Annotated in this window: 42 protein-coding genes; 36 read left to right on the top strand and 6 right to left on the bottom strand. The window is 31.8% G+C overall.

The features are described from left to right. The first annotated feature begins 13 nt into the window (after window positions 1-13). The 11 genes from CKL_RS19420 to CKL_RS19370 all read left to right on the top strand — a co-directional run bounded on the left by CKL_RS19420 (window position 14) and on the right by CKL_RS19370 (window position 9,342). Window positions 14-886, top strand: coding sequence for a phage tail family protein (locus tag CKL_RS19420; RefSeq protein WP_011930402.1), 873 nt, complete (start codon window positions 14-16; stop codon window positions 884-886). Window positions 887-889: 3 nt separating this feature from the next. Next, window positions 890-1,987, top strand: coding sequence for a siphovirus ReqiPepy6 Gp37-like family protein (locus CKL_RS19415; RefSeq protein WP_011930401.1), 1,098 nt, complete (start codon window positions 890-892; stop codon window positions 1,985-1,987). Window position 1,988: 1 nt separating this feature from the next. Further along, window positions 1,989-4,739: a choice-of-anchor R domain-containing protein gene (locus CKL_RS19410; protein WP_011930400.1), complete on the top strand. Its 2,751-nt coding sequence runs from the start codon at window positions 1,989-1,991 to the stop codon at window positions 4,737-4,739. Further along, complete coding sequence (locus CKL_RS19405; protein WP_011930399.1) at window positions 4,740-5,228, top strand: DUF4376 domain-containing protein; 489 nt, start codon at window positions 4,740-4,742, stop codon at window positions 5,226-5,228. It begins immediately after the preceding gene. Continuing rightward, window positions 5,204-5,662, top strand: coding sequence for a putative ABC transporter permease (locus tag CKL_RS19400; RefSeq protein WP_011930398.1), 459 nt, complete (start codon window positions 5,204-5,206; stop codon window positions 5,660-5,662). Before CKL_RS19405 ends, CKL_RS19400 begins: the two co-directional genes overlap by 25 nt. 254 nt (window positions 5,663-5,916) lie before the next feature. Next, window positions 5,917-6,309 (top strand): phage holin family protein, encoded by a 393-nt coding sequence (locus CKL_RS19395; protein ID WP_011930397.1) that lies wholly within the window; start codon window positions 5,917-5,919, stop codon window positions 6,307-6,309. A gap of 12 nt (window positions 6,310-6,321) precedes the next feature. Further along, complete coding sequence (locus CKL_RS19390; protein ID WP_011930396.1) at window positions 6,322-7,242, top strand: glycoside hydrolase family 25 protein; 921 nt, start codon at window positions 6,322-6,324, stop codon at window positions 7,240-7,242. Window positions 7,243-7,360: 118 nt separating this feature from the next. Beyond that, on the top strand, window positions 7,361-7,777 hold the full coding sequence (locus CKL_RS19385; RefSeq protein ID WP_011930395.1) for a hypothetical protein: 417 nt from the start codon (window positions 7,361-7,363) through the stop codon (window positions 7,775-7,777). Window positions 7,778-7,867: 90 nt separating this feature from the next. Continuing rightward, window positions 7,868-8,623, top strand: coding sequence for a DNA adenine methylase (locus CKL_RS19380; RefSeq protein WP_011930394.1), 756 nt, complete (start codon window positions 7,868-7,870; stop codon window positions 8,621-8,623). 325 nt (window positions 8,624-8,948) lie between these two features. Beyond that, entirely contained in the window at window positions 8,949-9,158 is a 210-nt protein-coding gene (locus CKL_RS19375) for a hypothetical protein (RefSeq protein ID WP_011930393.1), read from the top strand. Between the two features lies 1 nt (window position 9,159). Continuing rightward, window positions 9,160-9,342 carry a hypothetical protein gene (locus CKL_RS19370; RefSeq protein ID WP_011930392.1) on the top strand — a complete coding sequence of 61 codons (183 nt, stop codon included), beginning with the start codon at window positions 9,160-9,162 and terminating at the stop codon, window positions 9,340-9,342. 112 nt (window positions 9,343-9,454) lie between these two features. On the opposite strand, the gene CKL_RS19365 is transcribed toward CKL_RS19370, so the two are convergent. After that, complete coding sequence (locus tag CKL_RS19365) at window positions 9,455-10,039, bottom strand: hypothetical protein (protein ID WP_011930391.1); 585 nt, start codon at window positions 10,037-10,039, stop codon at window positions 9,455-9,457. A 223-nt stretch (window positions 10,040-10,262) separates the two neighbouring features. Between CKL_RS19365 and CKL_RS19360 the strand changes: the two genes are divergently transcribed. The 7 genes from CKL_RS19360 (at window position 10,263) to CKL_RS19335 (ending at window position 14,520) form a co-directional block, all read left to right on the top strand. Beyond that, entirely contained in the window at window positions 10,263-11,174 is a 912-nt protein-coding gene (locus tag CKL_RS19360) for a ParM/StbA family protein (RefSeq protein ID WP_011930390.1), read from the top strand. An 11-nt stretch (window positions 11,175-11,185) separates the two neighbouring features. Then, window positions 11,186-11,452 (top strand): hypothetical protein, encoded by a 267-nt coding sequence (locus tag CKL_RS19355; protein WP_011930389.1) that lies wholly within the window; start codon window positions 11,186-11,188, stop codon window positions 11,450-11,452. Window positions 11,453-11,482: 30 nt separating this feature from the next. Continuing rightward, window positions 11,483-11,902 (top strand): DUF5348 domain-containing protein, encoded by a 420-nt coding sequence (locus tag CKL_RS19350; RefSeq protein ID WP_011930388.1) that lies wholly within the window; start codon window positions 11,483-11,485, stop codon window positions 11,900-11,902. Between the two features lie 290 nt (window positions 11,903-12,192). After that, complete coding sequence (locus CKL_RS21110) at window positions 12,193-12,330, top strand: hypothetical protein (RefSeq protein WP_155814049.1); 138 nt, start codon at window positions 12,193-12,195, stop codon at window positions 12,328-12,330. Beyond that, window positions 12,327-13,502 (top strand): FtsK/SpoIIIE domain-containing protein, encoded by a 1,176-nt coding sequence (locus CKL_RS19345; protein WP_011930387.1) that lies wholly within the window; start codon window positions 12,327-12,329, stop codon window positions 13,500-13,502. The genes CKL_RS21110 and CKL_RS19345 overlap by 4 nt, the downstream gene beginning before the upstream one ends. Continuing rightward, the gene (locus CKL_RS19340; RefSeq protein ID WP_012620006.1) at window positions 13,486-13,992 is read left to right on the top strand and encodes a hypothetical protein; all 507 of its coding nucleotides are present in this window, start codon (window positions 13,486-13,488) and stop codon (window positions 13,990-13,992) included. Before CKL_RS19345 ends, CKL_RS19340 begins: the two co-directional genes overlap by 17 nt. A 132-nt stretch (window positions 13,993-14,124) precedes the next feature. Further along, window positions 14,125-14,520 (top strand): metal-dependent hydrolase, encoded by a 396-nt coding sequence (locus CKL_RS19335; protein ID WP_011930385.1) that lies wholly within the window; start codon window positions 14,125-14,127, stop codon window positions 14,518-14,520. 53 nt (window positions 14,521-14,573) lie between these two features. Here CKL_RS19335 and CKL_RS19330 read toward each other — a convergent pair whose 3' ends face one another. After that, entirely contained in the window at window positions 14,574-14,903 is a 330-nt protein-coding gene (locus CKL_RS19330) for a hypothetical protein (RefSeq protein WP_011930384.1), read from the bottom strand. A 324-nt stretch (window positions 14,904-15,227) separates the two neighbouring features. On the opposite strand from CKL_RS19330, the gene CKL_RS19325 reads away from it, so the two are divergent. The 3 genes from CKL_RS19325 (at window position 15,228) to CKL_RS19315 (ending at window position 17,174) form a co-directional block, all read left to right on the top strand. Further along, window positions 15,228-15,410: a type II toxin-antitoxin system HicA family toxin gene (locus tag CKL_RS19325; RefSeq protein ID WP_011930383.1), complete on the top strand. Its 183-nt coding sequence runs from the start codon at window positions 15,228-15,230 to the stop codon at window positions 15,408-15,410. Between the two features lie 53 nt (window positions 15,411-15,463). After that, window positions 15,464-15,865, top strand: a complete 402-nt coding sequence (locus CKL_RS19320; RefSeq protein ID WP_011930382.1) for a type II toxin-antitoxin system HicB family antitoxin — start codon at window positions 15,464-15,466, stop codon at window positions 15,863-15,865. Window positions 15,866-16,298: 433 nt separating this feature from the next. Next, window positions 16,299-17,174 (top strand): helix-turn-helix domain-containing protein, encoded by an 876-nt coding sequence (locus tag CKL_RS19315; RefSeq protein ID WP_011930381.1) that lies wholly within the window; start codon window positions 16,299-16,301, stop codon window positions 17,172-17,174. 53 nt (window positions 17,175-17,227) lie between these two features. Here the strand turns inward: CKL_RS19315 and CKL_RS19310 are convergent, their stop codons facing one another. The 4 genes from CKL_RS19310 to CKL_RS19295 form a co-directional block, all read right to left on the bottom strand. Further along, the gene (locus CKL_RS19310; RefSeq protein ID WP_011930380.1) at window positions 17,228-18,553 is read right to left on the bottom strand and encodes a 3'-5' exonuclease; all 1,326 of its coding nucleotides are present in this window, start codon (window positions 18,551-18,553) and stop codon (window positions 17,228-17,230) included. A gap of 133 nt (window positions 18,554-18,686) precedes the next feature. Beyond that, on the bottom strand, window positions 18,687-19,025 hold the full coding sequence (locus tag CKL_RS19305) for a helix-turn-helix domain-containing protein (RefSeq protein WP_011930379.1): 339 nt from the start codon (window positions 19,023-19,025) through the stop codon (window positions 18,687-18,689). A 121-nt stretch (window positions 19,026-19,146) separates the two neighbouring features. After that, window positions 19,147-19,398 (bottom strand): helix-turn-helix domain-containing protein, encoded by a 252-nt coding sequence (locus tag CKL_RS19300; protein WP_011930378.1) that lies wholly within the window; start codon window positions 19,396-19,398, stop codon window positions 19,147-19,149. Window positions 19,399-19,796: 398 nt separating this feature from the next. Further along, the gene (locus tag CKL_RS19295; protein WP_011930377.1) at window positions 19,797-20,156 is read right to left on the bottom strand and encodes a helix-turn-helix domain-containing protein; all 360 of its coding nucleotides are present in this window, start codon (window positions 20,154-20,156) and stop codon (window positions 19,797-19,799) included. 166 nt (window positions 20,157-20,322) lie between these two features. Between CKL_RS19295 and CKL_RS21105 the strand changes: the two genes are divergently transcribed. The 15 genes from CKL_RS21105 to CKL_RS19235 all read left to right on the top strand — a co-directional run bounded on the left by CKL_RS21105 (window position 20,323) and on the right by CKL_RS19235 (window position 25,666). Beyond that, complete coding sequence (locus CKL_RS21105; RefSeq protein ID WP_011930376.1) at window positions 20,323-20,469, top strand: hypothetical protein; 147 nt, start codon at window positions 20,323-20,325, stop codon at window positions 20,467-20,469. Window positions 20,470-20,526: 57 nt separating this feature from the next. Beyond that, entirely contained in the window at window positions 20,527-20,676 is a 150-nt protein-coding gene (locus tag CKL_RS21100; protein WP_155814050.1) for a hypothetical protein, read from the top strand. Window positions 20,677-20,715: 39 nt separating this feature from the next. Beyond that, the gene (locus tag CKL_RS19290; RefSeq protein ID WP_011930375.1) at window positions 20,716-21,507 is read left to right on the top strand and encodes an ORF6N domain-containing protein; all 792 of its coding nucleotides are present in this window, start codon (window positions 20,716-20,718) and stop codon (window positions 21,505-21,507) included. 13 nt (window positions 21,508-21,520) lie between these two features. Beyond that, complete coding sequence (locus tag CKL_RS19285) at window positions 21,521-21,733, top strand: hypothetical protein (RefSeq protein ID WP_011930374.1); 213 nt, start codon at window positions 21,521-21,523, stop codon at window positions 21,731-21,733. Next, a complete protein-coding gene (locus CKL_RS21095; protein WP_011930373.1) occupies window positions 21,730-21,876 on the top strand; it encodes a hypothetical protein in 147 nt (48 codons plus the stop codon). The genes CKL_RS19285 and CKL_RS21095 overlap by 4 nt, the downstream gene beginning before the upstream one ends. A 1-nt stretch (window position 21,877) precedes the next feature. Next, window positions 21,878-22,342, top strand: coding sequence for a hypothetical protein (locus CKL_RS19280; protein WP_011930372.1), 465 nt, complete (start codon window positions 21,878-21,880; stop codon window positions 22,340-22,342). Then, window positions 22,343-22,525: a hypothetical protein gene (locus CKL_RS19275; RefSeq protein ID WP_011930371.1), complete on the top strand. Its 183-nt coding sequence runs from the start codon at window positions 22,343-22,345 to the stop codon at window positions 22,523-22,525. Continuing rightward, complete coding sequence (locus CKL_RS19270; RefSeq protein ID WP_011930370.1) at window positions 22,526-22,777, top strand: hypothetical protein; 252 nt, start codon at window positions 22,526-22,528, stop codon at window positions 22,775-22,777. It begins immediately after the preceding gene. 2 nt (window positions 22,778-22,779) lie between these two features. Next, complete coding sequence (locus tag CKL_RS19265) at window positions 22,780-23,310, top strand: hypothetical protein (protein ID WP_011930369.1); 531 nt, start codon at window positions 22,780-22,782, stop codon at window positions 23,308-23,310. Continuing rightward, on the top strand, window positions 23,300-23,704 hold the full coding sequence (locus tag CKL_RS19260; protein ID WP_011930368.1) for a helix-turn-helix domain-containing protein: 405 nt from the start codon (window positions 23,300-23,302) through the stop codon (window positions 23,702-23,704). The genes CKL_RS19265 and CKL_RS19260 overlap by 11 nt, the downstream gene beginning before the upstream one ends. Continuing rightward, complete coding sequence (locus CKL_RS19255) at window positions 23,701-23,931, top strand: aspartyl-phosphate phosphatase Spo0E family protein (protein WP_011930367.1); 231 nt, start codon at window positions 23,701-23,703, stop codon at window positions 23,929-23,931. Before CKL_RS19260 ends, CKL_RS19255 begins: the two co-directional genes overlap by 4 nt. Next, window positions 23,903-24,130 (top strand): hypothetical protein, encoded by a 228-nt coding sequence (locus CKL_RS19250; protein WP_011930366.1) that lies wholly within the window; start codon window positions 23,903-23,905, stop codon window positions 24,128-24,130. The genes CKL_RS19255 and CKL_RS19250 overlap by 29 nt, the downstream gene beginning before the upstream one ends. Window positions 24,131-24,217: 87 nt before the next feature. After that, entirely contained in the window at window positions 24,218-24,454 is a 237-nt protein-coding gene (locus tag CKL_RS19245) for a hypothetical protein (RefSeq protein ID WP_011930365.1), read from the top strand. Between the two features lie 19 nt (window positions 24,455-24,473). Further along, window positions 24,474-25,391 (top strand): hypothetical protein, encoded by a 918-nt coding sequence (locus CKL_RS19240; RefSeq protein ID WP_011930364.1) that lies wholly within the window; start codon window positions 24,474-24,476, stop codon window positions 25,389-25,391. Beyond that, window positions 25,391-25,666 carry a hypothetical protein gene (locus CKL_RS19235; RefSeq protein ID WP_011930363.1) on the top strand — a complete coding sequence of 92 codons (276 nt, stop codon included), beginning with the start codon at window positions 25,391-25,393 and terminating at the stop codon, window positions 25,664-25,666. The genes CKL_RS19240 and CKL_RS19235 overlap by 1 nt, the downstream gene beginning before the upstream one ends. The last annotated feature ends 1 nt before the right edge of the window (window position 25,667 follow it).

Genomic DNA, 25,667 nt, shown 5'->3' with positions numbered 1-25,667 from the left:
TGGAGGTGGAATTATGCAACAGATTATATATATAAATAGTAGAGGGCAGAGCATTACATTAGGTAATTCTTGCCCTTTCGTTTTGGAAAAAATAGATGGTACAGGAGGTACCAAGAGTACATTATTAACTACAAAAGCTCCTGGTCAAGATGGCAAGAGCCATCATGGAACTCTTCTGGAAGAAAGGACTTTAAATATTACAGGCTATATATGCGGAAATTCCTTAGAAGATATGGATACAAAAAAACAACAATTATGTAGTATATTCAATCCCAAATTCAAGGGAAAGCTGATTTATACTAACAATATAGGAGAACACACCACAGGCTGTATTGTTCAGGATAGCCCAACTTTTAAAGATAGAACTTCAACTATACAACAGTTCTTAATACAGTTATTCTGTCCGGAACCATATTGGAAAGAATTAGAAGAAATAAAAAACGAAATGGCACAGTGGGTTGGAGATTTTATGTTTCCACTTGAAATTCCAGAAGAAACAGGAATAGAAATGGGGCATAGAGTAAGTACGCTGATTGCGAACTGTCTTAACGTAGGAGATGCAGAATGTCCTATAAGGGTAGAATTTAAAGCCCTTGCAACCGTAGTTAATCCAAGTATTTTGAATGTATATACCCAGGACTTTATAAAAGTAAAAAGGACGCTTACTGTAGGAGATATGCTTGTTATAGATACTTCTTTTGGAAATAAAAGAGTTGAAATGATTAAAACGAATGGAGTAATTCAAAATGTATTTAATTATATAACTTTGGATACAACTTTCTTGCAGCTTGATGTAGGTGACAATCTTCTCCGTTATGATGCAGAGGAAGGCATAGATAACTTGGAAGTGGGGATTTATTATACCCCAAAATATGTGGGGGTGTAAGAATTGAAAAAAGTACCTATGAGAATTATAGATAAGGATTTTAACCTACTCGGTGAGATAGATGATTATGAAAGTTTACAGTTTATCCGTAGGTTTTATAAGGTGGGAGAGTTTGAACTGCATATAAATATGGATAAGGCCAATACAGATACCTTGGTTAAAAACAATTTAATCATTCTAGGAAGCAGCCTTAATAAAGTTGGAATTATAATGCACCGAGAAAACTCTGTTGATGATAATGGAGTTGATGAACTTATTATAAAGGGTCCCACCTTAAAAGGCATTATGTCTAGGAGGCTTATAGTTCCACCTGTAAACGGCAATGGATATGACAGCCAGACGGGAAGTATAGAAACCATTTTAAAAGCTTTTGTAAACAACCATGTGATAAACCCTACGGATGCAGATAGAAAGATACTACAGGCTGCTATAGCTCCAGACCAACAGAGAGGTAAACAAGACAAGTGGAGAAGTAGGTTTGAAGTACTTTCTGATAAATTGGCTGAAATAGGTGAATACGCATCTATGGGTTGGGATGTTGTACTCGACATATATAATAATAAATGGATTTTTGATGTAGTGGAAGGTAGGGATCTAACAGTAGATCAGGATACTCTGCCCCCTGTTATTTTTAGCACAGACTTTGATAATATAACGAATCCCCATTTAATTCAGAGTTTAATCAATACCGCCAATGTCGGGTACGCTGGAGGGCATGGAGATGATGCGGACAGACTTATACAACAGATGGGAAGTTCAACCGGAGTGGAGAGGATGGAAACTTTCCTAGATTGCAGCCAGGCTGAAGATGTCGCAGAGCTTACCTCAATGGCACAGCAAAAGCTTAATGAACTTAAAGAAATAAAAACATTTGAATTTGAAATTATTCCTGACAATACATTCATTTATGAACAGGATTATGATTTGGGGGATACAGTCACAGCACAATCTAGAAAGTGGGCAGTAACAATAAACTGTCAAATTATTGAAGTTAAAGAAATATATGAGGTATCGGGTTTTAAATTACAAGCTACTTTTGGAACTAATATTCCTAGCCTTCTCACAGTATTCAAGAGAAATTCAAAAAAGGTGGTGAGATAATATGGAAAAATCGTTTTGCTTCAACAGTATAAATGGAGATAGAAAATACAAAGCTGAAGATTTTAGAGAATACTTTGCAACCTTTATAGGTAATGGGGTATTCCCTAATCCAAGCACTAATTTACAGGTTATAGGCGAAAACGGGGATATGACAGTAACACTTAAAGTAGGAAATGGATGGATCAATGGAGCCCTGTATATAAATGACAATGATTTGATTTTACCCATAGACGTAGCAGACGGTGTTCTAAATAGGATAGATAGAATAGTACTTAGAATGGATACGGTAGGCAGGGCAATAAATGCTAAGGTAAAGAAAGGTGCTTTTGCAAGTTCTCCAGTAGCACCAGTATTACAGAGAGATGCTGACGGTTACGAGATTGGAATTGCAGATATTTATATTGCAGCAGGAGCTACCCAGATTACCCAAGCTAATATAACGGATTTAAGACTTAACACCAGTTTATGCGGAATAGTTCATGGGACTGTGGAGCAGGTAGATACTACAACACTTTTTAATCAGTATTTGTCTTGGCTAACACAAAAGAAGGCTCAATATGATGCTGATATGTTAAGCTGGACAGCGCAAAAACAAACAGATTTTAATACCTGGTATAACAATATAACTTCCGCATCTCAAACAGAAATAGATAATATGGAAGCAGATTTCCAACAGGATTGGGATAGCTGGTTTTCTGCTGTGCAAAATGTTTTAGATGGGGATACAGCTGGAAATTTGTTAAATATGATAAACAACCTTGCAGGGGAAGGAAGGACTACTGAAACTGTAAAGGGAAATGCAGATGATATAGCTAGTTTGGAAGAGGAATATAATGCACATGACATGAGAGCTGCGACAGGAAATATTTTAGGACATGTAAAAGTAGATAATGATAGTGTAAAAATAGATAGTAATGGTGTTATATCAGTACGAAAACCGTTGGATTATGGAAGGTATCAGGCTGAATTTGGGTTGGAGGATGCCGAATTAAGTTATTGTAAATTGAATAACGGTACAGCATTTTTATCAGGTTTTATTGTAACAACCCCATTACCAACCGCGACTGTAAACAATTATCCTACAAATAGTGGGTATCAATATGGTGAGAGATTAGATTCAACCTATACTGCAAATATAGACGAAATAAATTATGTTGATATTAGTTTGGCTAAACATGGTTCCCCTACGAAAAATGTGACATTAACTGTTTATGATGATACAAGCAAAGCCATTTTAGGAAGCGCTTCTGTAGTGCCTTCAAATATTACAGTGAGTACAGCCTCTACATCAACGATGATTAGATTCACATTTGAAACTCCAATTATAGTTACAAGGGGACATGTTTTGCAATTAAGACTTTATGCAGATACAATAAGTGATGGGACAGTTGACTACTATGTATTTGGCCATACTACAAATGATGCTATAGCTTCTGCATATGTGTTACAAACAGATTCTACAGGTAATTGGTCTGGCACGTTAACTTCTATTACAGGAGCAGATTTATATTTTGCTATTAATTATACTAACTATCATATTCTCTCTGGCACCGCAACAAAAACAGTAACACCTTCAGATATTAAAAAATGGGGCAATATAAAATGGACACAAAATACCCCTGCTAATACAAGTGTTGTGTGTGATGTGATAAATAAAAGTTTTTTATATAATCATACTGCTGGAACCTCTGGTACTGCTGGTATGGTATACGGAACAACCCAGTGGTTTGCACAAAAATTTATACCTAATAAAAATTCTTCTAAACAAGCTATAGCTGTGAAATTAAAAAGGGTTGGAACAATACTTTCTGATCTACAAGTCCATGTTTATAATGATAATTCAGGTAAACCAGGAACTTCTTTAGGAAATACAACAATACCATATTCACAAATTCCAACAACCGAATCATATGTAAATATAGAAACAAATGTAAATTTAGTAAATGGTCAAACTTATTATATTCTTTTTAAAACTACAAGCGGAGATTCTGGTAATACTTACTATTTAAGTACAGAAAATGTATCTAGTGGTGGAGGGTATTCATCTGATGGAGGAACAAGTTGGAGTTTTTCATATACATTAACATGTTCTATTGAAGATGAAGTGATTGTAAAATCTAACATTCAATCACTTCAAGATTTATCAGATATAGATGTAATTCAATATCCAAGTTTAACTTTAAGATGGACATTAAGTAGAAATAGTGTAGAAGATTCAAGTCCTACAGTTTCAGATGTTAGTGTAACTTGGGAAGGGAAGGGATATAATGGTGATGGTGCTTGGGAAAAGATTGCAGATATAACTTTAACAAGCAATACTGCACAAATCGATTTTATGAATTTAGGATTGGAAAACTATAAATGTTTAAGATTAATTGGAATTGCTAAAAGTACAACTCAAGGTCAAAATTTAAGCATGATATTCAATGATGATACAACTTCTTCTTATCCTTTTGTACTTTTTAAAACACCAAATACACAATCACAATCAACTAATACATCTATTTTATTGCCATCAGTGATGGTTGCTCCATCGGATACTCAAACTTTTTTGTTTGAAACAACTATTAGTAACTTGCCCAATTTAATAAAATCTTCATCTACTAAAAGTGGTTCAACGTACTTTAATGAAATAAGATTACAAATAGCCAATTGGAATAAAACATCACAAATAACAAAAATAACTTTAAAACCTGCAACTGATGGATTAATTGCGACAGGTTCAACATTTAAAATTATGGGGGTGAAGTAATTGGCAGATAAATTAGTTGTTACAAGTCAAGGTGTCCAAGAATCAGATTTTACAGAAGAAGAAAAACAAGCTATAGAACGACAAAGGCAAAATGATTTTGGTAATCTAAAACAGCAAAAACTTACTGAATTAAGCCAATCCTGTCAAAATGCAATAACAGGAGGCTTCAACTCCACTGCATACCAAAATACGAATAAGATTTATGACAGCACTTTGGAAGATCAATCCAACATAACAGGAAATGCCCTAAGTGCAGTATCTAAAGTGTCTGGAGTACCAGGTTGTGAAAATGATACCTTCTACTACCACGCAAGAGGTGAGGAATTTGTTGAGTGGCAGCCAGAAGAATGTTTACAACTTGCAAGGGATTTTAAAATATTTAAGGAACAGCAATTAATAAGAAATAAGCAACTGCAAGCATATGTAGAAACTCTTGCAACTACAGAGGAGGTACAGGCCATAACATGGGATACAGTTATTCCAACTTAAAAAAGAATTTAATTCTAATATTTATAATGGGCAGTATTTATATGGTTTTAGAAGGCCTATGGCGTGGATGGACACATATATCTATGCTGGTAGTGGGAGGAATAGCAGCTTTCTTTATTGGAAAGCTTAATGAGCAGCCAACATTTTATAATAGAAAGATGTGGCAGCAGTGTATTATAGGTACTTTAATAATCTTGATATTAGAATTTGTTTCAGGGGCTATTTTAAACATATGGCTCCAGATTGAAATATGGGATTATTCTAATATCTGGGGAAATATTTTGGGACAGATATGTATTCCCTATGCTGTAATATGGTTTTTACTGGTTCCATTTAACATATATATTGATGATTATTTAAGGTATAAGTTTTTTGGAGAGAAAGAACCGGAAGGGTTATTGAAAAATTACAAGGATTTAATTTTAGGGAAATAAAACACAAGGCAAAATAGGGCTAGAGATAGCTTTTTTATTTTGTCTTGAAATATTAATAAATGAGGTGAGGATGTGGAAGGGAAAACGAATATAATTGAAACAGGAGTAATTGAAGTTAAAGTTACAGCGAACTGGGGAACTGGAGAAGCAACCCAAATGAATGATGATGCTGAACCAATAAAGAGAATATAAGGAGTTTTAGAAGGTCTAAGGCTTTTTTTAATGCTTAAAAATAACTAGATAGGAGGTTTAAAGTGGATCATCAAAGAGTTTTTAACCTATCTATAAGTACCTTTGGGGGAATTATGACGTTTATTTTTGGAGGTTGGGACATTTGCCTATATGTGTTAGCTGCTTTTATGGTTTTAGATTATGGTACCGGAGTATTTAGTGCCTATATAACAGGCAAGGTAAATTCTCAAACAGGCTTTAAAGGTATATTAAGAAAATCTGAAATTTTTGTGGTTCTAGCTGTAGGTACTTTACTTGACAGGCTCTTAAATGAGGGTACATGGATATTTAGAACAGTGGTTTGCTACTATTACATTGCAAACGAAGGAATCTCTATCTTTGAAAATTGCGGGAAGAGTGGACTTCCACTCCCGAAAAAAATAGTAGAAGCTTTAGAACAATTAAAAAATAAATAGGAGGAAAATCGTATGATTAAAGGAGTAGATATAAGTAATTTAAATGGTTCTATAGATATAAACAAAATTAAAAATGCTGGCCACAACTTTTTAATAGCCAAGGCCACAGAGGGAAGTACCTTTATAGATAAATTTTATAATGCCAATATTGCTAAAGCTAAAGCCCTGGGATTTATAACCGGGGCTTATCATTTTGCCAGATTTACAACCATAGCAAAGGCTATTCAGGAGGCAAACTTTTTTAAACAGATTGCTGCAGGTGCTAGTCCTGATTTTGTAGTATTAGATTTTGAACAACAATGTTCTGGTGATATGACAGATGCGTGTCTGGCTTTCTTAGAAATAGTGGCTACTATAGCACCTGCGCTTATTTATTGTAATCCAAGTTATATAAAAGCATATTTAAATTCTAGAATAACAAAGTATCCTCTATGGGTAGCCCATTATGGAGTAAGCAGTCCAAGTACTGTATTATGGCCTGATTATGCTATGTGGCAGTATACAGAAAAAGGGCAGATACCAGGAATAAGTGGATACCTTGATTTAAACTATATGACAGAATCATTTTATAATAGCATTGCTACAGGCGAACCAGTAAAACCAAACCCACTTGTAGAACAAATTAAAGCACTTCAATATAACTTGAACATTGATTATAATGCAGGGTTAGTTATAGATGGAGTAGCAGGTAAAAATACACTTGCAGCATTAAAAGGGATTCAAGATATCATTATTAAGGGTCATAAGTCCCACGTGGTCCTATGGATTCAACAGAAGCTAGAACAATATGAATATTTAAAGGAAAATTCCTACACTCAAATGCTGTATGACGAACCAACTTTTCAGGCCGTAACTGAACTCCAGAAGAATTGGGAAAGACCGACAGATGGAGTCTTAAGGCCGGAGACATGGAATATATTTTTGAATAACTAAAATAATTTAAATTCTCATTTTATCAAGGGAAAGGTAAAGTGAGAATTTTTTAATGTAAGGCTAGTAAAATAGCTATTTTTTAAATTATCAAAGTATAAAAATTCAGGAGGAATGTAAAATGAAAGAACAAATATTAAGCATGGGAGTACAGTTTATTATAGGAGTGGTTGGGATTATAGGTACCTTTGTGTTAAAGAAGGTCGCAGATGCAGTAGAGGTGCAGAAACAGGCTCTTGCGGCAAAGAAAGAAGCAACCAGTTACAATCGTGCTCTTAGTGTTGCAAAGGGGCTGTATTATGTGTTGGAAGATGAATTTAAATCTTTGGCCAAAGCCGGAGATGCCAAGAGAGCAGAAATGGAGAAAAGGCTGCTTGAAATAGTTCCAGGACTTACACAAAGTGAGTTGGATGCTATAAATAAAGAGGTTTGTAATGGTGCTATCAAAATAGGGGAAGGGATATTGACACCTATTCAGGTAAGTCAAGGAACTAAAGAAAATACAGCAGTTGCAGAGGATAAGACAGCACAGAATTAATTTTAGTGGCCCCATTGAGGCCACTATATTTTTTACTTGTTATAAGAACAAATGTTTTAAAAATTAAAAGCACAAAGGAGGAATTTATAAGTGAATAGTTTTATAGGATGGATAGGTGGAAAGAAGTTATTAAGAAAAGAGATTGTAAAGAGGTTTCCTGAAAATTTCAATAGGTATATAGAAGTCTTTGGAGGAGCTGCATGGGTTTTATTTTCAAAAGAGAAACTGGCCAACATGGAAGTATATAATGATGTAAACGGAGACTTGGTGAATTTATTCAGGTGCGTGAAATTTCACTGTGGGGAGCTGCAGAGAGAACTCTCATTTATGTTAAACTCAAGAGAACTATTTTATGACTTCATAAGCCAATACAGTACTAGGGGAATGACAGACATTCAAAAGGCAGCACGATTTTTCATGCTGATAAAAACGAGTTACGGTTCAGATTGTAGAAGTTATGGCTGTGTGAAGAAAGATGTGAATGTAATGGTTAAATATCTTACCGAAATTCAGGAAAGGCTTTCAAGAGTAGTTATTGAAAATAAGGATTTTCAGGATTTACTTAAAGTATATGATAAAGATGATTCTTTGATATATTTGGACCCGCCCTATTATGGCACCGAAAGATACTATCAGGTGCAGTTTTCAGAGAAGGATCATGAAAGACTTTATGAGGTACTTAAAGGTGAAAAGGGGAAATTTATTCTTTCTTACAATGACTGTGAATTTATAAGACAGTTATACAAGGACTTTAATATGGATGAGGTTGAGAGAAATCACAATTTGTTAGGCAAGTACAAAGATAAAAAACATATTTACAGTGAATTGATCATAACTAATTATTAGGAAGAAAAATAAAATTCAGTGAATTATATTACTAAAATATAAAAAAGTTGAAAAATATTTATTGGTCGCATTATACTACACGTACCATAATGCGGCCATAAGGAGATGATAGAAATGAATTTGAAAGCATTAAATGATTACTTGAAAGAGTGCAAAGCAAAAGGAATTGTTCCAACGGTAAAAGGGCTAAACCAGTTCCATAAAGCTAATAAACAAAAATATAAAATTTCTTAAACAATCGGGAAACTAGCCCTAACTGGTTTCCTTTCTCTATATACTATATAATATTATTAATTATAAGTAAATATATATAGGGTGGTGTATGATGCTGGAAAAGTTTTTAGTAATAGTTAATAAAGATTTTGATAATGAAGAAATATATTATTGTGGGATTAACCAAATTTCAGCCTTTAAAAAATTTAAAGAGTTACCTGATAATATATATAAGCAAATAGTGAAAGCTAATGTAAAAATGGTTGAAATTGAAGGAGCTAAATTAATATATACTTATGAAGTTATAGAAAGGATTGCTTAAGATGGATAAAAATCCTCAGACTATAGCAAATCAAAAATGGGAAAGTAAAAATAAAGAGTATGCAAGTTACTTGAAATCTCGTAGCAGTGCCAGAAGTTTTGTAAGGAATAAAGCTACACTGGAAGATTTAGAGGAACTTAAAGAACTTATAAAAAATAGAGAAGAATTATTGAAACAAGCCTAAGAGGTGCTTACATGAGCACCTTATTTCCTGTATAGTCATAAGATCTTATTAAGTTGACAATATAAAAGTAACCATAACAAATATTATGGTTACTAAACTTAAATATAAACAACTAACTATACTTTTTGATATATTCCAAAAGAGCCTGACTATGTAAATCCTTTTGTTTAAATTCTTTATGTTTATCGCAGAATTCAGAAAATAGTTCCCAAACAACATCATTCACCCGTATTGTCTTTCTGAATTCCTTATCAGTCTCTTCTGGCAAATCTATCTTTATACCCTCTGTAACCTCTATGACATTTGTCTTACCTTTGTCATTTTCAAACCATTTTATAAAATCCATAATTTTATCATAATTTTCGGAAAGCCCTATTAAATTTTTCATTATGTTCTTATTAAAAATAATAGATTTATCAACCTCCATATTGTTTAAACTATCATCTCTATCACATGCGACTAAAGTCTTACTATTGTCATTAACATTAGTTACTTTTGTCTCATTTTTGCCACAAACATATTGATTAAATTTAGTATTATAAAAATATCCTAACTTTTTAGCTCTGTCTCTTATAGTACTCCTCCCTACGCCTATAAGACCACATACTTTTGTTAGCGTGTATCCACTTACCAATTCTTTATTTATATATTTAATCTGTTCTTCTACGCCTAAATTATCAAATTCTTTTCTATCCATATTATAATTCCTCCTTGTGACACTTGTCACAATAATAAATTCTATATAAATTTTAAAAATCCTTTTAAATTACATTTATTTTTGTAAACTAAAAAGGATTTTATTATTAGTTGTAGAATATTTTACTTAAATTGGAAAAAATGTATTGACATTTCGTATTAAATTTATTAAAATGTAATTAATACAAAATATTAAATTTAATACAAAGTGGAGGGGGATTAATATGGTGATTCTAGGATTAGATAACGGATATCATTTTACCAAGACTAGTGAAGGAGTTATGTTCTCTAGTACAGTAAGAAAAGGTAAAGATATAGATATAAATGCAGATACTATACAAACTAATATAGACGGTCAGGATTATGTTGTAGGTGCTCCAAATGGAGAATATGTAGCAGATAGTAATAAAATTGATTCCATAGTAACAGAAATTTGTACATTCACAGCTATAGCTAAAAGCTTTCCAGAAAATAAATTAATAGATTGCAATATAGTTGCAGGTTTGCCTGTATCGTATTATAGTAAGCAAAAATCTGATTTTAAAGAAAAACTTTTAGGATATGGAAATAAAAAGGTAAAACTAAATAAACATAACTTCCAGATAAATATAGTAGGCGCTGAAATATATCCTCAAAGTGCAGGGGTCGTATTTGTTAATTCTAAAGATGTAAAGTCGGATGATTCATTAGTTGTAGATATAGGTGGCGGCACTGTTGATGTAAGCGCTTTTCATGGGTTAAGGTTGACAAATATGGCAACATATAATCTTGGAATGTTAGTATTGTATTCTAAACTAGCCCAGAAGCTAAACAGTGAATATGAATGTAAATTTATGGACTATGAACTTTATGATAAATTGAAAAAAGGATATATAACATCTAATAAATTTGGAAGGATAGATTTAGAAATATTGAATGATGATATTGAGGAACATACCAATGTAATACTTAATAATATTAAACGTGATTTTAACTATAACAGTATGGACAATATATTCGTAATAGGTGGAGGTGGAGTGGAGCTCTACGATAGAATAAAACAAAAATTTAAAAATGCCATATTATGTGATGATGCACAATTCGTAAATGCAAATGCTTTTGAACTTATGGGACAGATGAAATTTGCTACTAAATAGGGGATGATAAAATGGCAGCTAGTAGAGTTAAATCAGTTAGTTTTAAGGATTCTGAAAAAGATTTATTGGAGTTTGCAGAAAAAAAAGGTGACTTTTCAAATTATGTGAAAAAACTTATAAAAGAAGATAAAGAAAAGGGATATAAATTCACCGAACAACAAAAAGAAGAAATAATAAGGCTTATACAAAAGTATGCTCCTACAACAAAAACAGAAGACATTAAAACGGATTTTGATAAAGATGCATTAGATGCATTAGGACAATTTGATAATATGTAAAATATAAAAATTGTGAAAGGATGAAGATTAATGGATTCAGACTTTTTAGAATTCAGGGATAAAACAGAAAGTTTACGTAATAAAGCAGAGGCAATTTTGGGGAACTATAAACGAGAAGGATTTGAAAATATAAAATGTTATGGTGAAATAGAGAAATTCGTTGAACATTTAGATGATTGTATTAAAACTATAAATTATTATAACAAGCCAACAATAGAAGGTACATTGCATAAAAATAAAAATGGTAGATTTGACTTAGTATTTGCAAATCATCAATTTACCAGTGGAAGCTCTATTGAAGTATTGGTTGATGGTGAATGGTGCGTTGGTCGTGTAGAATATGGAAGTGTAGAATATACACATGGCGAAAATGAAGGCTATTACTTTTATAATTACGATGGAAATAATATAATGCTTGAGAATGGCATGACTGCTAGAATAAGAAATTAGCAGGATGGTATTAATATATATAAAAGCAACTATTTGATGGAATAGTTGCTTTTTTTATTGATCAATGTTTCATATTAAAATATTGTGTAACCTTTGCGCACCTCTTGCATATATTGTTAGTACATAAAGTAAAAAGGAAGTGCAAATATTGTTAAGACAGGTAGTAAGTTTCAAAAAAACAACCAGGGATGTAAAATTATATACCTACGTAAATTCCCTTGAAGAAAAAAGTGATTTCATCAAGGATGCCATAGAGTTTTATATTAATTATTTAAAAAAGGAGAAAGACAATGGATCTATTTGTAATAGATAAATTAGTTGTAACATTTATAAAAAATATTTTTACCGACACCTATACACAGTTTACTACCCTGGTAGGACTGTTTGTTGTAAGCCATGCAATTTTTCCTGAGAAGGTAAAAAAATGATTACAGAAGCATTGATATTAGGTTGTATCGGTTACACATATAAAAATACGGATAAACTAAAAATAAGAAGAAAATGGAAACAAATTACCTTTTCCAAAAGTCAATTTACTAATAAATTAGATAAGACATTAAAAATACACTCTATTAAGCGCACAGAATACGGACATGAAATTATTGTGGAGTTACCTTATTCCTATACATTTAAGCAATTAGAGGGCGATATAGACATATTTAAAGAGGGGCTAGGGTATAAGTCCATACAACTAAAAAGTGAGGGGAATATAGTTCATATGTACTGTGTAAAGGAATTTAAATTTAAGGATTATGCTTCCCTTAAATTGCCGGCCAATAAACTTTTAATCGCAGATGGATTAATGGAACCCATAATTGTAGATATGAATAAGTTTCCTCATATGCTTATTGGAGGGGATACTGGTACCGGAAAATCCAGAATACTTTTATTAATTTTAACTAACCTCATAAAATACTGTTCTAATGTGGAGCTATATTTATTACAGGTTAGAAAAAATGATCTTGGTGTATTCCAGAATTGTTCACAAGTTAAAGTTAACTCCAAAACATTAGAGGAAGTTCTGGAGAGCTTAAAAAAAATAGATATTGAATGCAGGAGGAGAGAAAAATTAATCGATAATATTAAAGGCTATTACAATATAGAAGATTATAATAATGTAGCTTATAATAAATTAAAATATATTTATGTGGTAATAGAGGAATTTAGTTTTCTAAATACATCTAGAGGTGACAGCAAGGCAGAGAAGCAATTAAAAGCACAATGTTTAAAACACATCAAAACTATAGTTAACGTGGGAAGATCCAGTGGAGTATTTCTAGTTACTGCACTTCAAAAGCCAACCAATGATAGCATACCTTCTGATATAAAAGCACAATTATGTACCAGGGTAAGTCTTAAGATAGCAGATGAACCTGCAGCAATAGTAATCCTTGGTAATGGTAAAGCATCTAAATTACAGGAAAGAGAATTAATTTGCAGAACACTAAGAGAACAACAAGGATATAGTTATACAATAGATCATGCTATGGTTATGGAAAATATAAAGCATAGAATTATTGAAAAACCAAAGAAAACCGCACCTAAACCCGAAAATGATGTTAACAATATATTGAGTATTCTAAATGAAATTAACCAATAGAGATATTGAAATAATTAGTTTTATAGAAAAGGTTACTGGTGCAACCATAGTGCAGATACAAAAGGCGTTTTTTCCAAGCTATGATATGGCGGCCAAAAGACTTAAAAAACTTTCAGATAACAAATTTATCAAAGTGCAAGTTCATCCCATACTAGGTAAAAAGGTTTATTATATAAAAAAGCTGCCTTCCTTTCATTCTTTAGTAATTACAAATGTGGCCATAGCATTTAAAGATAAAATAAAATTTATGCAAAGGGAATATAAGGTAAAAAATAATAAAGTTGATTGTATATTCATTTTGGAAGATGGAAGAATAATAATATTAGAGGTTGATATATATAATCGGACAAAAGAAACCAAGATAAAAGAAGTATTGAATACGCTTGCAGAAACCAAAGCAAAAATAGAATTCTGGATTGTCTGCAAACATGAGCGTCGTGTGCGTATGCAAGAAGTAAAATATATAAAAATAGATGATGTGGAAATATAAGGTTATATAGAAAATACTGTAAGTATCATGAAAATTTAAAAACTCACAAACCAAGGCGAATCAATACTTTAGATGGTATCAAGGTATCTAGTCCATTAGATACCTTTTTTAATATATTTTTGGAGGAAAAATATGACAAAGAAAACACATGTTGCGGTGGGAATAGCTGCAACTTTGCCTATAGTGATGAAATGTGAACCAATTGCATTCATAGGTCTTTTAGGGGCTGTTATTCCTGATTGGGATATAATACTAGGAATGAAACATAGAACCACTACACACAGTCTCACAGCCTTATTTATAAGCACAATAATAATTACCCTATTAAACCATCAAGTAGGGTTGATATGGGGCCTTAATTACTCCATACATTTACTCCTGGATAGCTTTACTAAAATGGGTGTTCCTTTATTTTATCCCTTCAGGAAAGAATACTACGGTTTTAAATTAATTTATACAGGTAAATCAGAAGATCTTTTTATATGCTTATTGGCCATATTTTTTATTACATGTATGTATCTGTATTAAAATTATATAAAAATTAAGATGCACCATAAAGCAAGTGCATTTCTAAAAGTTTTCTATTTTATTGTTTTTAAATAAGCAACATCATAAGTATTTTGAATAGTCACTTTCTCTACTTTATCAAATTTTTCTTTAAGCTCTTTGGCATCCTTTGAAATATCCTTTACTGCAAGCTCTATAACATCCACTTTTTCATTTAAAGGCTTAACAACCTCAATATGGGCTTTTTCATTTTGATCCATGTGGGATTTTTGTACTTCAGCGATAGTTTTTATATCTGTCCTCATTTCTTCAAGAATTATGGTATTTTTATTTAATTGGTCTTTTATAGGTTCCAATTCTTCCTTAAGTAAGTCTTTTATCGCCTTCAGGTCTTCTCTGTTCATTTTATCCACCTGCCTTAAGTATTATATTTTATTATAGCATATATAGGATATTTATATTCCATTTTTTATTCCACATATACCCATTACATTCTCTCCGTATCCTGTTTTCAATATCTTATACAAAACATTCTTATATACTGTATAAAAATACCATATTAAATGAAGTTACGCCATGCGTATGATGCAGATTCATATAATTATACATTGTCTTGTGTATATCATATGTAAATATAAAAAATTATTACATATTTTAAAATATTTATCACATATCACTTGACACGTGTGTCAACACTTGTTATAATATAATTGTAAGGAGGAAGGGAGATGACACCAAAAGAATTAATTAAAATCTTAAAAAAAGATGGATGGATTCAAAAAAACCAAGAAGGTTCACACAAACATTTTGTTCATCCAACTAAAAAGGGTAAAATCCAAGTACCTTACCACAATAAAGATTTAAAACCAGGAACACTTAACAAAATACTTAAAGATGCAGGGCTGAAATAAACACCCTGCACCACTATAAGATTATATAAAATATTATTTGTAAGGAGGAAATTATGGATAAATATATGTATCCTGCATTGTTTGAAGCTTATGAGGATGGTGGTTATACTGTAAGCTTTCCAGATTTACCTGGATGTATAACCGAGGGTGATTCTTTAACAGAAGCTCTTACAATGGCAAAAGAAGCACTGGAATTGTTTCTATGGAATATGGAAGACGACAATGAAGAAATTCCAGAGCCAACACCACCAGAAAAAATCGAAACAAAAAAAGGGAATTTTATAGTCCCTGTAGAGGCAGATATGGCATTAATACGTGCCAAAATGAATAATAAAACAGTAAATACCACAGTGACCATGCCACAGTGGTTAAAATATCAAGCAGAAAAAAAGAAAATCAATTTTTCGCAGGTACTACAAGCTGCATTGAAAGAACAACTTAACATCAAAAACTAAAAACAGATCCCCATACTATCATAAGTGGCATGGGGATTTGCTAGAGTTATAAAGACTTAGGTTTGTGTGAACTTAGTTATATTATACTAAATTTTTCTAAAATATCAATATATTATTCAGTTGGTTTTATATTCAATTGCCCTTGCAAATTATACTAAATTAATATAATATTATTAACATAACCAAGTATTTAAATCGAATTTATATATAAAAACAAAAAAGTAATTGCAGCAATCCTCTGTTTGCCGACGTGAGATTGCTGCACTTCTAAAACACAAGAAGGTTAACCTTCTATATATCTATTCTATGTTTATAATTATAGGATATTCGTTGATGATAGTCAATATTCTATTACAAAAATATTATAGTTATATGTAAAAAAATAACTTTCTTGATTTTAGGGGACATTCTGAAATTTTAGGGGGTTTTTTACATGGCAACAATCAGAGTACAAAAAAATGAAAATTATTCAACTATAAATAATACAGGATTAAATGATTGTAACCTAAGTTTTAAAGCAAAAGGAATCTTAGCATATCTTTTAAGCAAACCCGATAATTGGAAATGTCAAGTCAGTGATCTAATTAAAAAATCAAAGGATGGCAGGGATTCTGTTTATGCAGGATTGAGGGAGTTAAGAGAAAATGGTTACATGATAAAAAGACCAGTTAAAAATGAAAAAAATATAATAACTGAATGGGAAGAGGTTTTGTATGAAACTCCTCAACTTGAAGCAAAAGAAGTCTTTAAAGAACAAAAAATAAAAAATGAGATAGCTGCACTAAAAAGGGCCAAAACTATAAAAAGCAAAAAAATAAATCCACTTCCGGAAAATCCGTATATGGAAGAATCCACTTCCGGCATTTCCGTATCTGGAAAACCCGTAAATATAATAAGTACTAATTTACCAAGTACTGATCTAGTAGTAGTAGTAAATTCTTTGATAAAAGAATTTGAAGAAAATATTTGTGATTTAAAAAAGACTACTAAACCTAAGTTTATAAAGTATTGTCAAGAATATTCAAAAGAATACATAATGACGATACTGGAAGTATGTGCAGAGAGTGGAATAAAAAGTTTCGCTGGTTTTAGAACAGTAATAGAGACTCATATAAAAAATAAAAATGATACCCCTGAAAAGATTAGAGCTGCAGTAGAAAAATACAGACAAGACAAAAAAAATAAACAGAAAGTGCCAGCGAATAGAAAGCAAAATACATCTGAAAATTTCAAACAGAGAGATTATAATTTTGGAGATTTAGAGAAGATGTTATTAAACCATATGAATTATGAAGAAGATGAAGAATGATGCCCTCTTTATACTATTTTCTATTTATGTAAAGAGAGCACACAAAGAACTATCTATGTATTTAGATATTCAGCTATATTTTTCTCAGCCACTGACACGTTGTTCCTGTAATATTCCATAGAATCTATGCACTTATCAAATGCTTGTATGATTATAGGTTCAAGAATATATAAATCTTCTGGTGAATTAATAAGTATTCTTATTTTATTTGATTCAGATTTTGGAGCGACTTCATACTTTAAAGTTAAATCAGGAATCATGCTATTAATTTCTGCAAGTGAATTGTCTAGAAGAGCATAATACTTTTTGCCTTTTAGCTTTAACCTTAGAAAGTTATAAAATGCTCTTATATCAAAATAATTGCTAGTAAAGCCGTACCGTACATACGTGAGGTCTTTATTATGTTTTTTTAGTATTTCTTTTACAATGGAATAACATTCTTCTTTATTTAACCCTATGTCAGAATGAAGTTTGATATTAGCAAGTGCTTTTTTATTTTTTTCTTTAGTGGAGTATTCTAGATATATCTGGCCACAAACGTAACAATCTGGTAAGGCTCTATGGCTATCTTGAACGTCTATATTTAAATATTCCTTTATTGTGCCTAATTTATGGTTTTCTATTTCAGAAAATAGTTTTCGACTAATAGGCAATGTGTCGATTATAGGATTATTTAAATACAAGCCCAAAAGTGCAAGATTGGCATTTAAAAATTTTATGTCAAAAGGAGCATTATGTGCTACTAAGGGTAACTGTCCAATAAAGTTCATAAAACCAGGAAGAACTTCTTTTATTTCAGGACAATCCTTTACCATATCATTATCAATATGATTTATATTAGTTATGTTTGGAGGAATAAAAACTTCAGGATTTACCAATGTAGTATATGTATCTATAATTTCATTATTTTCATATTTGGCTGCAGCTATTTCAATGATATAATCTCTTGTTGGTTCTAACCCCGTAGTTTCTAGGTCAACAACTACAAAATTGTCAAATACACCTTGAGATTTATTAATACTTTTGTTTTTACCAGTAAGCTTTTTTAAATAAATATCATCTGGTTTATTTATATTATTTGAAAGATTTTTAGGTATGATATTTTCTTTATTGGTTGAAACAATAGTTTTGTTTGTATTATTATTCAGTGAATTAATTATTTTGGTGATTTTTTTTGATTTAATATAGTTAGAAAAGAAAAGTATAGCAAAGATGAAAACGAAAATAGCTAGTACCGGATTCATAAACCCAGGAATAAGAAAAATGAATTCTAAGATCCCAAATATTTTTGCATTTCTTTTAGCTTTTATTAAAGATTGGCTATATTGTTCTAGTTCGTGTTGTAAATCATCTGACTTTGACGCTGTAGAATTGTTCATGAAATTCACCTCTAATACTATAATTTATATTTTAAAAAACAATTCTCTAAAAATATTATAATTTATAATATTAAAGGATAAAAGGTTATAATTAACAGCTTGTTATTACAAAAGGTAATGATAAAAGACTAGATTAACTATTTTGTTTAACAATAGATTCCATTAAGTTCAATATGTTTTGGCGTATTTCTAAATCTAGTTTATTATAGATATTTAAGAGCTGCTTTTCTTTTAAAGTTATATTTATAGTGCTGTTTATATCTAAAAGCCAATCGGAAGATATGTTAAAGGCTTCACAGACGGCCTTTACAAACTCCGAACTAGGTATAGTCAATCCCTTTTCGATATTGCTTAAATTTCCCCTGGAAAAGCTAGGGGTGAGTCTTGCAACAAAATCTTCCTGACTTAATTCAAGTTCCATACGTAGATTATATATTTTATCTCCAATACATTTCCTTAAATCTATACTCATGCTATATCTCCTAAAATATGAATCATGGATATATTAGCACAAAGGAAATTGAAAATAAGTTATTGCAAATATACTATCTAATATTTTTTTAAAAGATAGTATATTTGCAATTTTATTCATGTTATTCTAAAAACAAAAATCTATTTTTAGGATTATAACAACAGGTATCACATCTTATACTTAGACAATTTACGATTAAAAATTTAGGGCAAATCTCCAGGTGACTTCCTATTATTTCCAAAGTTCCCAAACTGGGATTCCTGCTATTGTTTTCAAGCATATTTATATATCCGGGGGTATATCCTGTTGAATTTGCGAGTTGCTTTACTGTCAATCCTTGTCTTATCCTATAGTATCTTATTATTAGTTCCATACAGATCACTCCTTAATTCTATATCATATTAAATTATATAATATATAACTGAAAATTATATAAAAAACTACAGCAATATTTGACAAAAAAAGTTTTCTATTTGTCGAATACGCAACAGCATGTTAACACAAACGGGGTTATAATTGAAGTGGAAAAGATATACAAGAAATATTAAGGGGGATGTGTGTGGAATAAATAAGGAATAATATTGAAAAAATTTTTCTGACACACAATATATAATAATTAAAAAGTTATTAATTATAAATTGGTAAGGGGGAATTAATTATGAAAAAGAAAATTATTAAGATGATTGAGAAATGTGAGGACGGAACAAAACTGGAATTAATTTTACATTTTATTGAAAAGTTTTTACAATGAAAAATAAGTAGGAAGCATTCCTACTTATTTTTTAAACCATTCATTATTTTCTTTATTACATCCCATTCCTTTTCATCCAGTCTTGCAAGTGTCAAAAATGTATTCCTAATAAATTCATCTTTTTCGGCAAGTATATTTATAACAAAGTCAAGAAGCTCTTTATCTTCTTCCTTTGTATTAAACATTTTACCATCTCCGGTTCTTAACCAATTTTCGTTTACATTAAATTGTCTGCAAATCTTTTTTATATTTCTTTCGGTTAAAGTTACATTGCCATATTCAATACTTGCAAGTCCAGACCTGGTTAAATCTATTTTACTGGCGAACTCTTCTTGGGTCAAATCGAGTTCTTTTCTTATTTTTTTTAGTCTATCGTTCATTTCAAATAATACCTCCTAATTAACTATAAACATTGTATCATTTTTTATAATGTTTGTAAACAACATTTTATAATTTTTAAAAAGGTATTGATAATATGTTTAAAAACTATTATAATGATTTTAAACAGCAAAAACGTTTATGTTTAAAGTCAAAGGAGGAGATTATATGAAAAATACTAAGACAGAAAGAATAATTGAAATGATAAAAGATTTTCAAGAACTATCCAGAGACGATCAGATTTATGTTAGTGGAATCGTTAAAGGTATTTATTTGCAAAAGCAAAGTATAGAGAAAGAGCAGCAAAGCGCATAAGTTAAAGCCACCCAAGCAAGCATGAATTTGTTTGGGTGGGAGAAAGGAGGTCTTGTGATGGATCGCACGTTGAGAAAAATGAGAAAAGATTTAAAAGAAAGTGGACTTACGATTAGCCAGGTACTGGAACTACTTAATAGATGCAAGTCCGAGATTTTAAGTGAAATGCCTATAGATGAGAACATGAAAAGTAAGCTTACTTGGTAAACTGATTATTTGGCAAAATATGTAAGAAGGGAGAAGAACATGGAGAACACAGCATCTTTAATAATCGGAAAAAGAGAAATTGCAGTAAAGGAATATAGACACCAGCGTGTAGTTACTTTTAAGGACATTGATACAGTGCATGAAAGACCAAGTGGAACAGCCAATAAAAGATTTTTGGACAATCAGAAGCATTTTAAAGAAAATTTAGATTATTTTGAGCTTGCTAATAATGATCTAAAAATAATTAAACGACTTCCGGATTTCGGAATCAGTTCAAAAGCAAGCAAAATAATATTAATTACAGAATCCGGTTATCTCATGCTAGTAAAATCCTTTACTGATGATTTAGCCTGGCAGATACAAAGACAGCTGGTGAATACTTATTTTAGGGCAAAGGAAATGGCTGAAAATGCAAAGCATAAGCTGCAGGAACGAAGGTTAAGTCTTCGGGAAACTAAAATGAAGATTGATGCCTTAAGAGAGGTGAATAGGACAGTCAAAACTTTATGTGCCAAGACTACACAAAGTTACAGGAATAATGTTGCTACTAAATTGATGCAGAACTTCGGTATTGATATTCCAGAAGAGGTTTTTGAAACTACTGGTATTCAATGTGATATGGCTGTAAAGGAATTTGTGGACAACCAATGCGAGAAAACCGGCAAAGTCAAAATAGCAGAGCTTCATGAAACCTATATGAAATGGTGTAAAACAGAAGGGGTAAAGCCTTTAACCAAAGTTAAGTTTGGTAAGGAAGTTGAGCTACTAGGATTTGAAAAAGCAGCATTTGGTATAGGCAGATGTTGGACAGGCATTCAATTAAAAATATAAGGAGGAAAAAAGTATGAACAATTTTGACGAAATACTGGAAGCTGTAAAGAAAAACTCAGGCACAAAAGTTAAAGTGGAACATCATGTAATTTTTGATGAAGGAGTAGAAAGTTATTTCAAGGGTTTTAATTTGTTGAATTGCATGCTTCATAATCTCAGTTTTTGTTTTGACGACAACCAAGTGGCAGAGATATTGCAAAACGGGGAATGGGAGGTGCAGCCATGACAGATTCAAGAGAGATTCTAAAAAATTTAAAGCATAGTTTCTATCTGCATTATAAGAGTTTTGGATTCTGGGATAAGAGGACTCAACATGCATACAAGCTGCATAAAGATACATTGATAGGTAATTTAAAGGAGGGAAAATAAAATGGGAAAGATTTACAGGACTATTGATTTACTCAAAAGGTCTTATGATGGAGAAAAATTTAAGAATAAATTCAGAAATATAAGAACAGGACAAGAAATAAAACAAGGAAAAGATGGACTGTCAGTATTAAATTTCTTTTACATTGAAACAAATAAAAATATTTTTAGTGATATAGCTAGCGTATCTATGGGTATAGATATTACTGATCTCTTAAGGCAAGAATGGGAAGAAGTTCAAAAGCTAGTAACTTTTACGGAAGCTGCAAAAAGCGAACTGGTTAGAGTTGAACATGAATATATTGAAACAATGATAAAGTGCGGCTTGCTTAATAATTTTGAACGAAATTGTTTGCAAGAGGGTACCCATTTAAGAAAAATATTAAGCATACTAGTTGATAATTGCCCTAATGACCAGTTTAAAGCAATTATATCTAATGGCAAGTGGTATATAAAGGAGGCTGATTAATTGGACAAGTATTGGTATGATTACTCATCCGGCAGCAAGGAATTTAAATTAGCCATTAAGAAAGCTCCACTGTATCAATTGAGAAGTCTGTTAGGGGTATTTGGCAAGAAGCAAAAGCAAGGTGAAAAAGTTTCAGATAAAATTGTGGCCATAAGAAAAGAGATGGTGAGGAGGAAAAAGTAATTGTCAAATAGATACAAAATATTTTTAGACAGATATAAATTAAATGAAAAGATAAGATTTGAATTTAATTGCAATCAAACCAGGGTAGGAACTATAAAGAAAGTTAAAAAAGGGTTATTTGGCACTAAGTATTTAGTTACAGTTGTATATCCAAGTTCTTTATTAGGCACAAACCCGAATACATTCTTTTACTGGTTGAAGGAAGATAAGATAATTGAAAATCTTCCACATGGATATAAAGGATGGTGTTAATTATGAACCAAAAAGCAACCATTAAAAACTTAAGGCAGAAAGTATTAGACTTACAAATAGAAAATAAAGGGCTTAACGAGGGATGCGGGGAGTTTGCAAAAGCTGTAGTGGATTTGGCAAAGAATTTAGGAAGGGCCTTAAGCGTGCAAATAGATTACGAAGAAATTCTACATCATATGTTTGGCATTGAAATAATTTCCAGTAAAGAAGCAGAGGAAATTATTGAAAAAAGTGTACCAAAGGGGAAGTTTTTGGAGTTTACGGAAAATGGATATTTAGGAATTGATAATACAAGTGGAGATGTGTGGACAGAAGATTTTGATACTCTTGCAAAGTGCGTTAAATGGCTTCAGGGTGAGGATTTGGAAGAGATAGAAAAGGTAAAGCACATATCCCGTAATTGCGGAAAGCTTGACTTAAAATGTGACTATTGCAGGGATGGGAAGTGCGAAAGCAAGAAACTTAGGATTTGTGTTTTCAGGAAGGTAGAAGATTGGAGGGCTAAGGAGGTAGAAAGTTGTAATGGTATTTGAAAACTTTACTGCTTTATTGATAGCAGCAGAAAACGAATGGCCTCCTGAAACAGCTTTTAGATACTTGGATAGCATCTTAGAAAATAAAAATATGGAGAAAAAGCCTATTTTTAAATGGACGCCTAAAGATATACAGGACGTGTTGAAGTTTAAGGAAGAAGGATTGAAGCACAGGGAAATCGCAAGTTACTACGGTGTTTCTACGTGGGTAATAAGCAGGATTTCATACCTGGAGGGTGCATCCAGAAAAAATATATCGGGAAAAATTATAGAAGAAATGATAAAGCTGTATAAGTGTGGATGGAAAGTAAAAGACATAGCCAAGAAATACAATATACATCCTGGTACCGTTTATAAGAAGATGGAAAATGCCAGAAAGAAGGTGGAGGCATGAGCATAGAAGCTATCAGAGATACTTTATATAAGCATATTGATTTATACGGCCTACAGGATGAAAGAACTTTACGAGTCAGCCGGAGGCTAAACAAACTCATAGCAAAGCAAATGAAAGAGAAAAGGCAAAATGCAGGAAAAATATGTATAGAAATTTGGGTAGATAATGGTGTAAATATAAAAGTTAGGAGTGAAGCAGATGGAAAGCTATATCAATATAGGATTTAAAGGAGAGGGTGTCAGTTTAGAAGCCGAAAACATAGAGACTAAACATCTTCATAAAAGCATTTATGTATTGGCGCAGTTTGTCAGGGATTGCGGTATGAGCTCCAATGTTGCAATAAACTTAATACTTATGGGCTATAACAATACTTGTGGAAGTCCAGAAGTAAGGCAAGTTGGGCATGAAGAAAATGATGGTAAATAAAAAAAGTCCTTGTAGAAAGGACCAAAATAAAATTCCCTATTTCTTATTCTACAACAGAGTAAGAAATAAATCAATGGAGGTAATGAATTGAGTAAGTTATTCAAGTTTTGGAGATGGAGGTTGGAAATTAAATTAAGTAAACTGCCAGATCAAAAAAGAGTTGAAATTCTAGCCAATAAGCTTATTGAAGAGCTGAATATTCAAGTTGATAATGAGTGCCATAATGTAAATTTATGGGTACATGACAAAGAACAGCTAACTATAGATTCAAGCTCTAATAAGGAGTTAAATTATATATTTAAAGGTAAATATACAGGCAAATAAGAAATGGAGGGAATAAATAATGGACAACCAGACAACGGAAATAGCTATAATGAATGATTATCCGGAAGATAAATTTAATTTACTTGTACCGGTTAAGACTATACAAGAACTTTCACCACTACACAAAATAGTATTCAATCAAGTGATGATAAGCCCTAACCTAAAAGATAAAGATGTATATAAGCAAGGGGAAGAGTTGGCACTCACTAAGAAGGGGCTTGAAAAGCTCATGACTGCATCAAACATTCAAATAGTGGAATCTACCCCTATCATGCCTAAGATATGCAGGAAGTGCGTAGAAATAGCAAAAGCAACTAAAATAGCTCCAAAGTGTGGGGAGTGTAAGCAAAAAAATGATGTTGCCTACAGGGTTACAGTTTCAATACCTGATTCCAACGGTGGTTTTAGGTATGTGCAAGCTTCAAGAAATTCAAAAATTGAAGATGCAAAATCTTCTACAGAAAAGTTGTTTTTAGATGAACAGTGCGAAACTAAGGCTTTAAATAGAGCGTTACGGAAAGCCATGATGATTAAATCAACTTATACAGTAAAGGAACTAGAAAAACCTTTTGTAGTAGCCAATGTAGTTGTGAATATGGCTGATGCCGATATGAAAAAAGCCATGATCGCAAAAGCAACGGAAAGTTCAAATATATTGTTTGAGAAAAAATTTGGAAGCAAAATGTTGAGTGCTCCAATAGAAATTATTCCCGAAGATGATGAGGAAAATCAGGAACCAGAAACAGTTGATGCTGAAATTATAGAGGGGGATGGTGTTTACTGTCAGGGTTGCGGACAGCTTATTGAATCAGGTAGTGGAAAATGGACAGTCGAAGCTATAGCTGAATATTCAAAGAAGCATTTTGAGAAGATTTTATGTATTGACTGCCAGAACGAAGCCAGGGATTCAAAACCTGCGAAAGCAGGTAATAAGTGATGTGTGATTGTATAAAAGACCTTGAAAATAGATTGAAAGAAAAATTTCAAGAGGAGCACCCGGAAACGACAATAAAAGAATCATTTTTCACAAATGGTGCATTGATACAAAGAGGTTTAAAAGATGGCAAAATAAGTATGCCTTTAGAATTAGTAGCCAATCACATAATTAAATATACAATTCTAAGTAAAAAGGGAAAAGAGCTTAACAGGAAAGATGAAACGAGCATTTGCTTTACTTACTGTCCTTTCTGCGGAGAAAAATTGGAGGTGTAAA

Source organism: Clostridium kluyveri DSM 555 (assembly GCF_000016505.1).
Lineage (GTDB): Bacteria > Bacillota > Clostridia > Clostridiales > Clostridiaceae > Clostridium_B > Clostridium_B kluyveri.
This window is presented reverse-complemented; position numbering and strand designations above follow the sequence as displayed.

Coding starts and splice junctions, on each gene's coding strand:
- CKL_RS19420 (WP_011930402.1), top strand. CDS start 14: ATGCAACAGATTATATATATAAATAGTAGAGGGCAGAGCATTACATTA.
- CKL_RS19410 (WP_011930400.1), top strand. CDS start 1,989: ATGGAAAAATCGTTTTGCTTCAACAGTATAAATGGAGATAGAAAATAC.
- CKL_RS19400 (WP_011930398.1), top strand. CDS start 5,204: ATGGGATACAGTTATTCCAACTTAAAAAAGAATTTAATTCTAATATTT.
- CKL_RS19390 (WP_011930396.1), top strand. CDS start 6,322: ATGATTAAAGGAGTAGATATAAGTAATTTAAATGGTTCTATAGATATA.
- CKL_RS19385 (WP_011930395.1), top strand. CDS start 7,361: ATGAAAGAACAAATATTAAGCATGGGAGTACAGTTTATTATAGGAGTG.
- CKL_RS19375 (WP_011930393.1), top strand. CDS start 8,949: ATGCTGGAAAAGTTTTTAGTAATAGTTAATAAAGATTTTGATAATGAA.
- CKL_RS19370 (WP_011930392.1), top strand. CDS start 9,160: ATGGATAAAAATCCTCAGACTATAGCAAATCAAAAATGGGAAAGTAAA.
- CKL_RS19365 (WP_011930391.1), bottom strand. CDS start 10,039: ATGGATAGAAAAGAATTTGATAATTTAGGCGTAGAAGAACAGATTAAA.
- CKL_RS19360 (WP_011930390.1), top strand. CDS start 10,263: ATGGTGATTCTAGGATTAGATAACGGATATCATTTTACCAAGACTAGT.
- CKL_RS19355 (WP_011930389.1), top strand. CDS start 11,186: ATGGCAGCTAGTAGAGTTAAATCAGTTAGTTTTAAGGATTCTGAAAAA.
- CKL_RS19350 (WP_011930388.1), top strand. CDS start 11,483: ATGGATTCAGACTTTTTAGAATTCAGGGATAAAACAGAAAGTTTACGT.
- CKL_RS21110 (WP_155814049.1), top strand. CDS start 12,193: ATGGATCTATTTGTAATAGATAAATTAGTTGTAACATTTATAAAAAAT.
- CKL_RS19345 (WP_011930387.1), top strand. CDS start 12,327: ATGATTACAGAAGCATTGATATTAGGTTGTATCGGTTACACATATAAA.
- CKL_RS19340 (WP_012620006.1), top strand. CDS start 13,486: ATGAAATTAACCAATAGAGATATTGAAATAATTAGTTTTATAGAAAAG.
- CKL_RS19335 (WP_011930385.1), top strand. CDS start 14,125: ATGACAAAGAAAACACATGTTGCGGTGGGAATAGCTGCAACTTTGCCT.
- CKL_RS19330 (WP_011930384.1), bottom strand. CDS start 14,903: ATGAACAGAGAAGACCTGAAGGCGATAAAAGACTTACTTAAGGAAGAA.
- CKL_RS19325 (WP_011930383.1), top strand. CDS start 15,228: ATGACACCAAAAGAATTAATTAAAATCTTAAAAAAAGATGGATGGATT.
- CKL_RS19320 (WP_011930382.1), top strand. CDS start 15,464: ATGGATAAATATATGTATCCTGCATTGTTTGAAGCTTATGAGGATGGT.
- CKL_RS19315 (WP_011930381.1), top strand. CDS start 16,299: ATGGCAACAATCAGAGTACAAAAAAATGAAAATTATTCAACTATAAAT.
- CKL_RS19310 (WP_011930380.1), bottom strand. CDS start 18,553: ATGAACAATTCTACAGCGTCAAAGTCAGATGATTTACAACACGAACTA.
- CKL_RS19305 (WP_011930379.1), bottom strand. CDS start 19,025: ATGAGTATAGATTTAAGGAAATGTATTGGAGATAAAATATATAATCTA.
- CKL_RS19300 (WP_011930378.1), bottom strand. CDS start 19,398: ATGGAACTAATAATAAGATACTATAGGATAAGACAAGGATTGACAGTA.
- CKL_RS19295 (WP_011930377.1), bottom strand. CDS start 20,156: ATGAACGATAGACTAAAAAAAATAAGAAAAGAACTCGATTTGACCCAA.
- CKL_RS21105 (WP_011930376.1), top strand. CDS start 20,323: ATGAAAAATACTAAGACAGAAAGAATAATTGAAATGATAAAAGATTTT.
- CKL_RS21100 (WP_155814050.1), top strand. CDS start 20,527: ATGGATCGCACGTTGAGAAAAATGAGAAAAGATTTAAAAGAAAGTGGA.
- CKL_RS19290 (WP_011930375.1), top strand. CDS start 20,716: ATGGAGAACACAGCATCTTTAATAATCGGAAAAAGAGAAATTGCAGTA.
- CKL_RS19285 (WP_011930374.1), top strand. CDS start 21,521: ATGAACAATTTTGACGAAATACTGGAAGCTGTAAAGAAAAACTCAGGC.
- CKL_RS21095 (WP_011930373.1), top strand. CDS start 21,730: ATGACAGATTCAAGAGAGATTCTAAAAAATTTAAAGCATAGTTTCTAT.
- CKL_RS19280 (WP_011930372.1), top strand. CDS start 21,878: ATGGGAAAGATTTACAGGACTATTGATTTACTCAAAAGGTCTTATGAT.
- CKL_RS19265 (WP_011930369.1), top strand. CDS start 22,780: ATGAACCAAAAAGCAACCATTAAAAACTTAAGGCAGAAAGTATTAGAC.
- CKL_RS19260 (WP_011930368.1), top strand. CDS start 23,300: ATGGTATTTGAAAACTTTACTGCTTTATTGATAGCAGCAGAAAACGAA.
- CKL_RS19255 (WP_011930367.1), top strand. CDS start 23,701: ATGAGCATAGAAGCTATCAGAGATACTTTATATAAGCATATTGATTTA.
- CKL_RS19250 (WP_011930366.1), top strand. CDS start 23,903: ATGGAAAGCTATATCAATATAGGATTTAAAGGAGAGGGTGTCAGTTTA.
- CKL_RS19240 (WP_011930364.1), top strand. CDS start 24,474: ATGGACAACCAGACAACGGAAATAGCTATAATGAATGATTATCCGGAA.
- CKL_RS19235 (WP_011930363.1), top strand. CDS start 25,391: ATGTGTGATTGTATAAAAGACCTTGAAAATAGATTGAAAGAAAAATTT.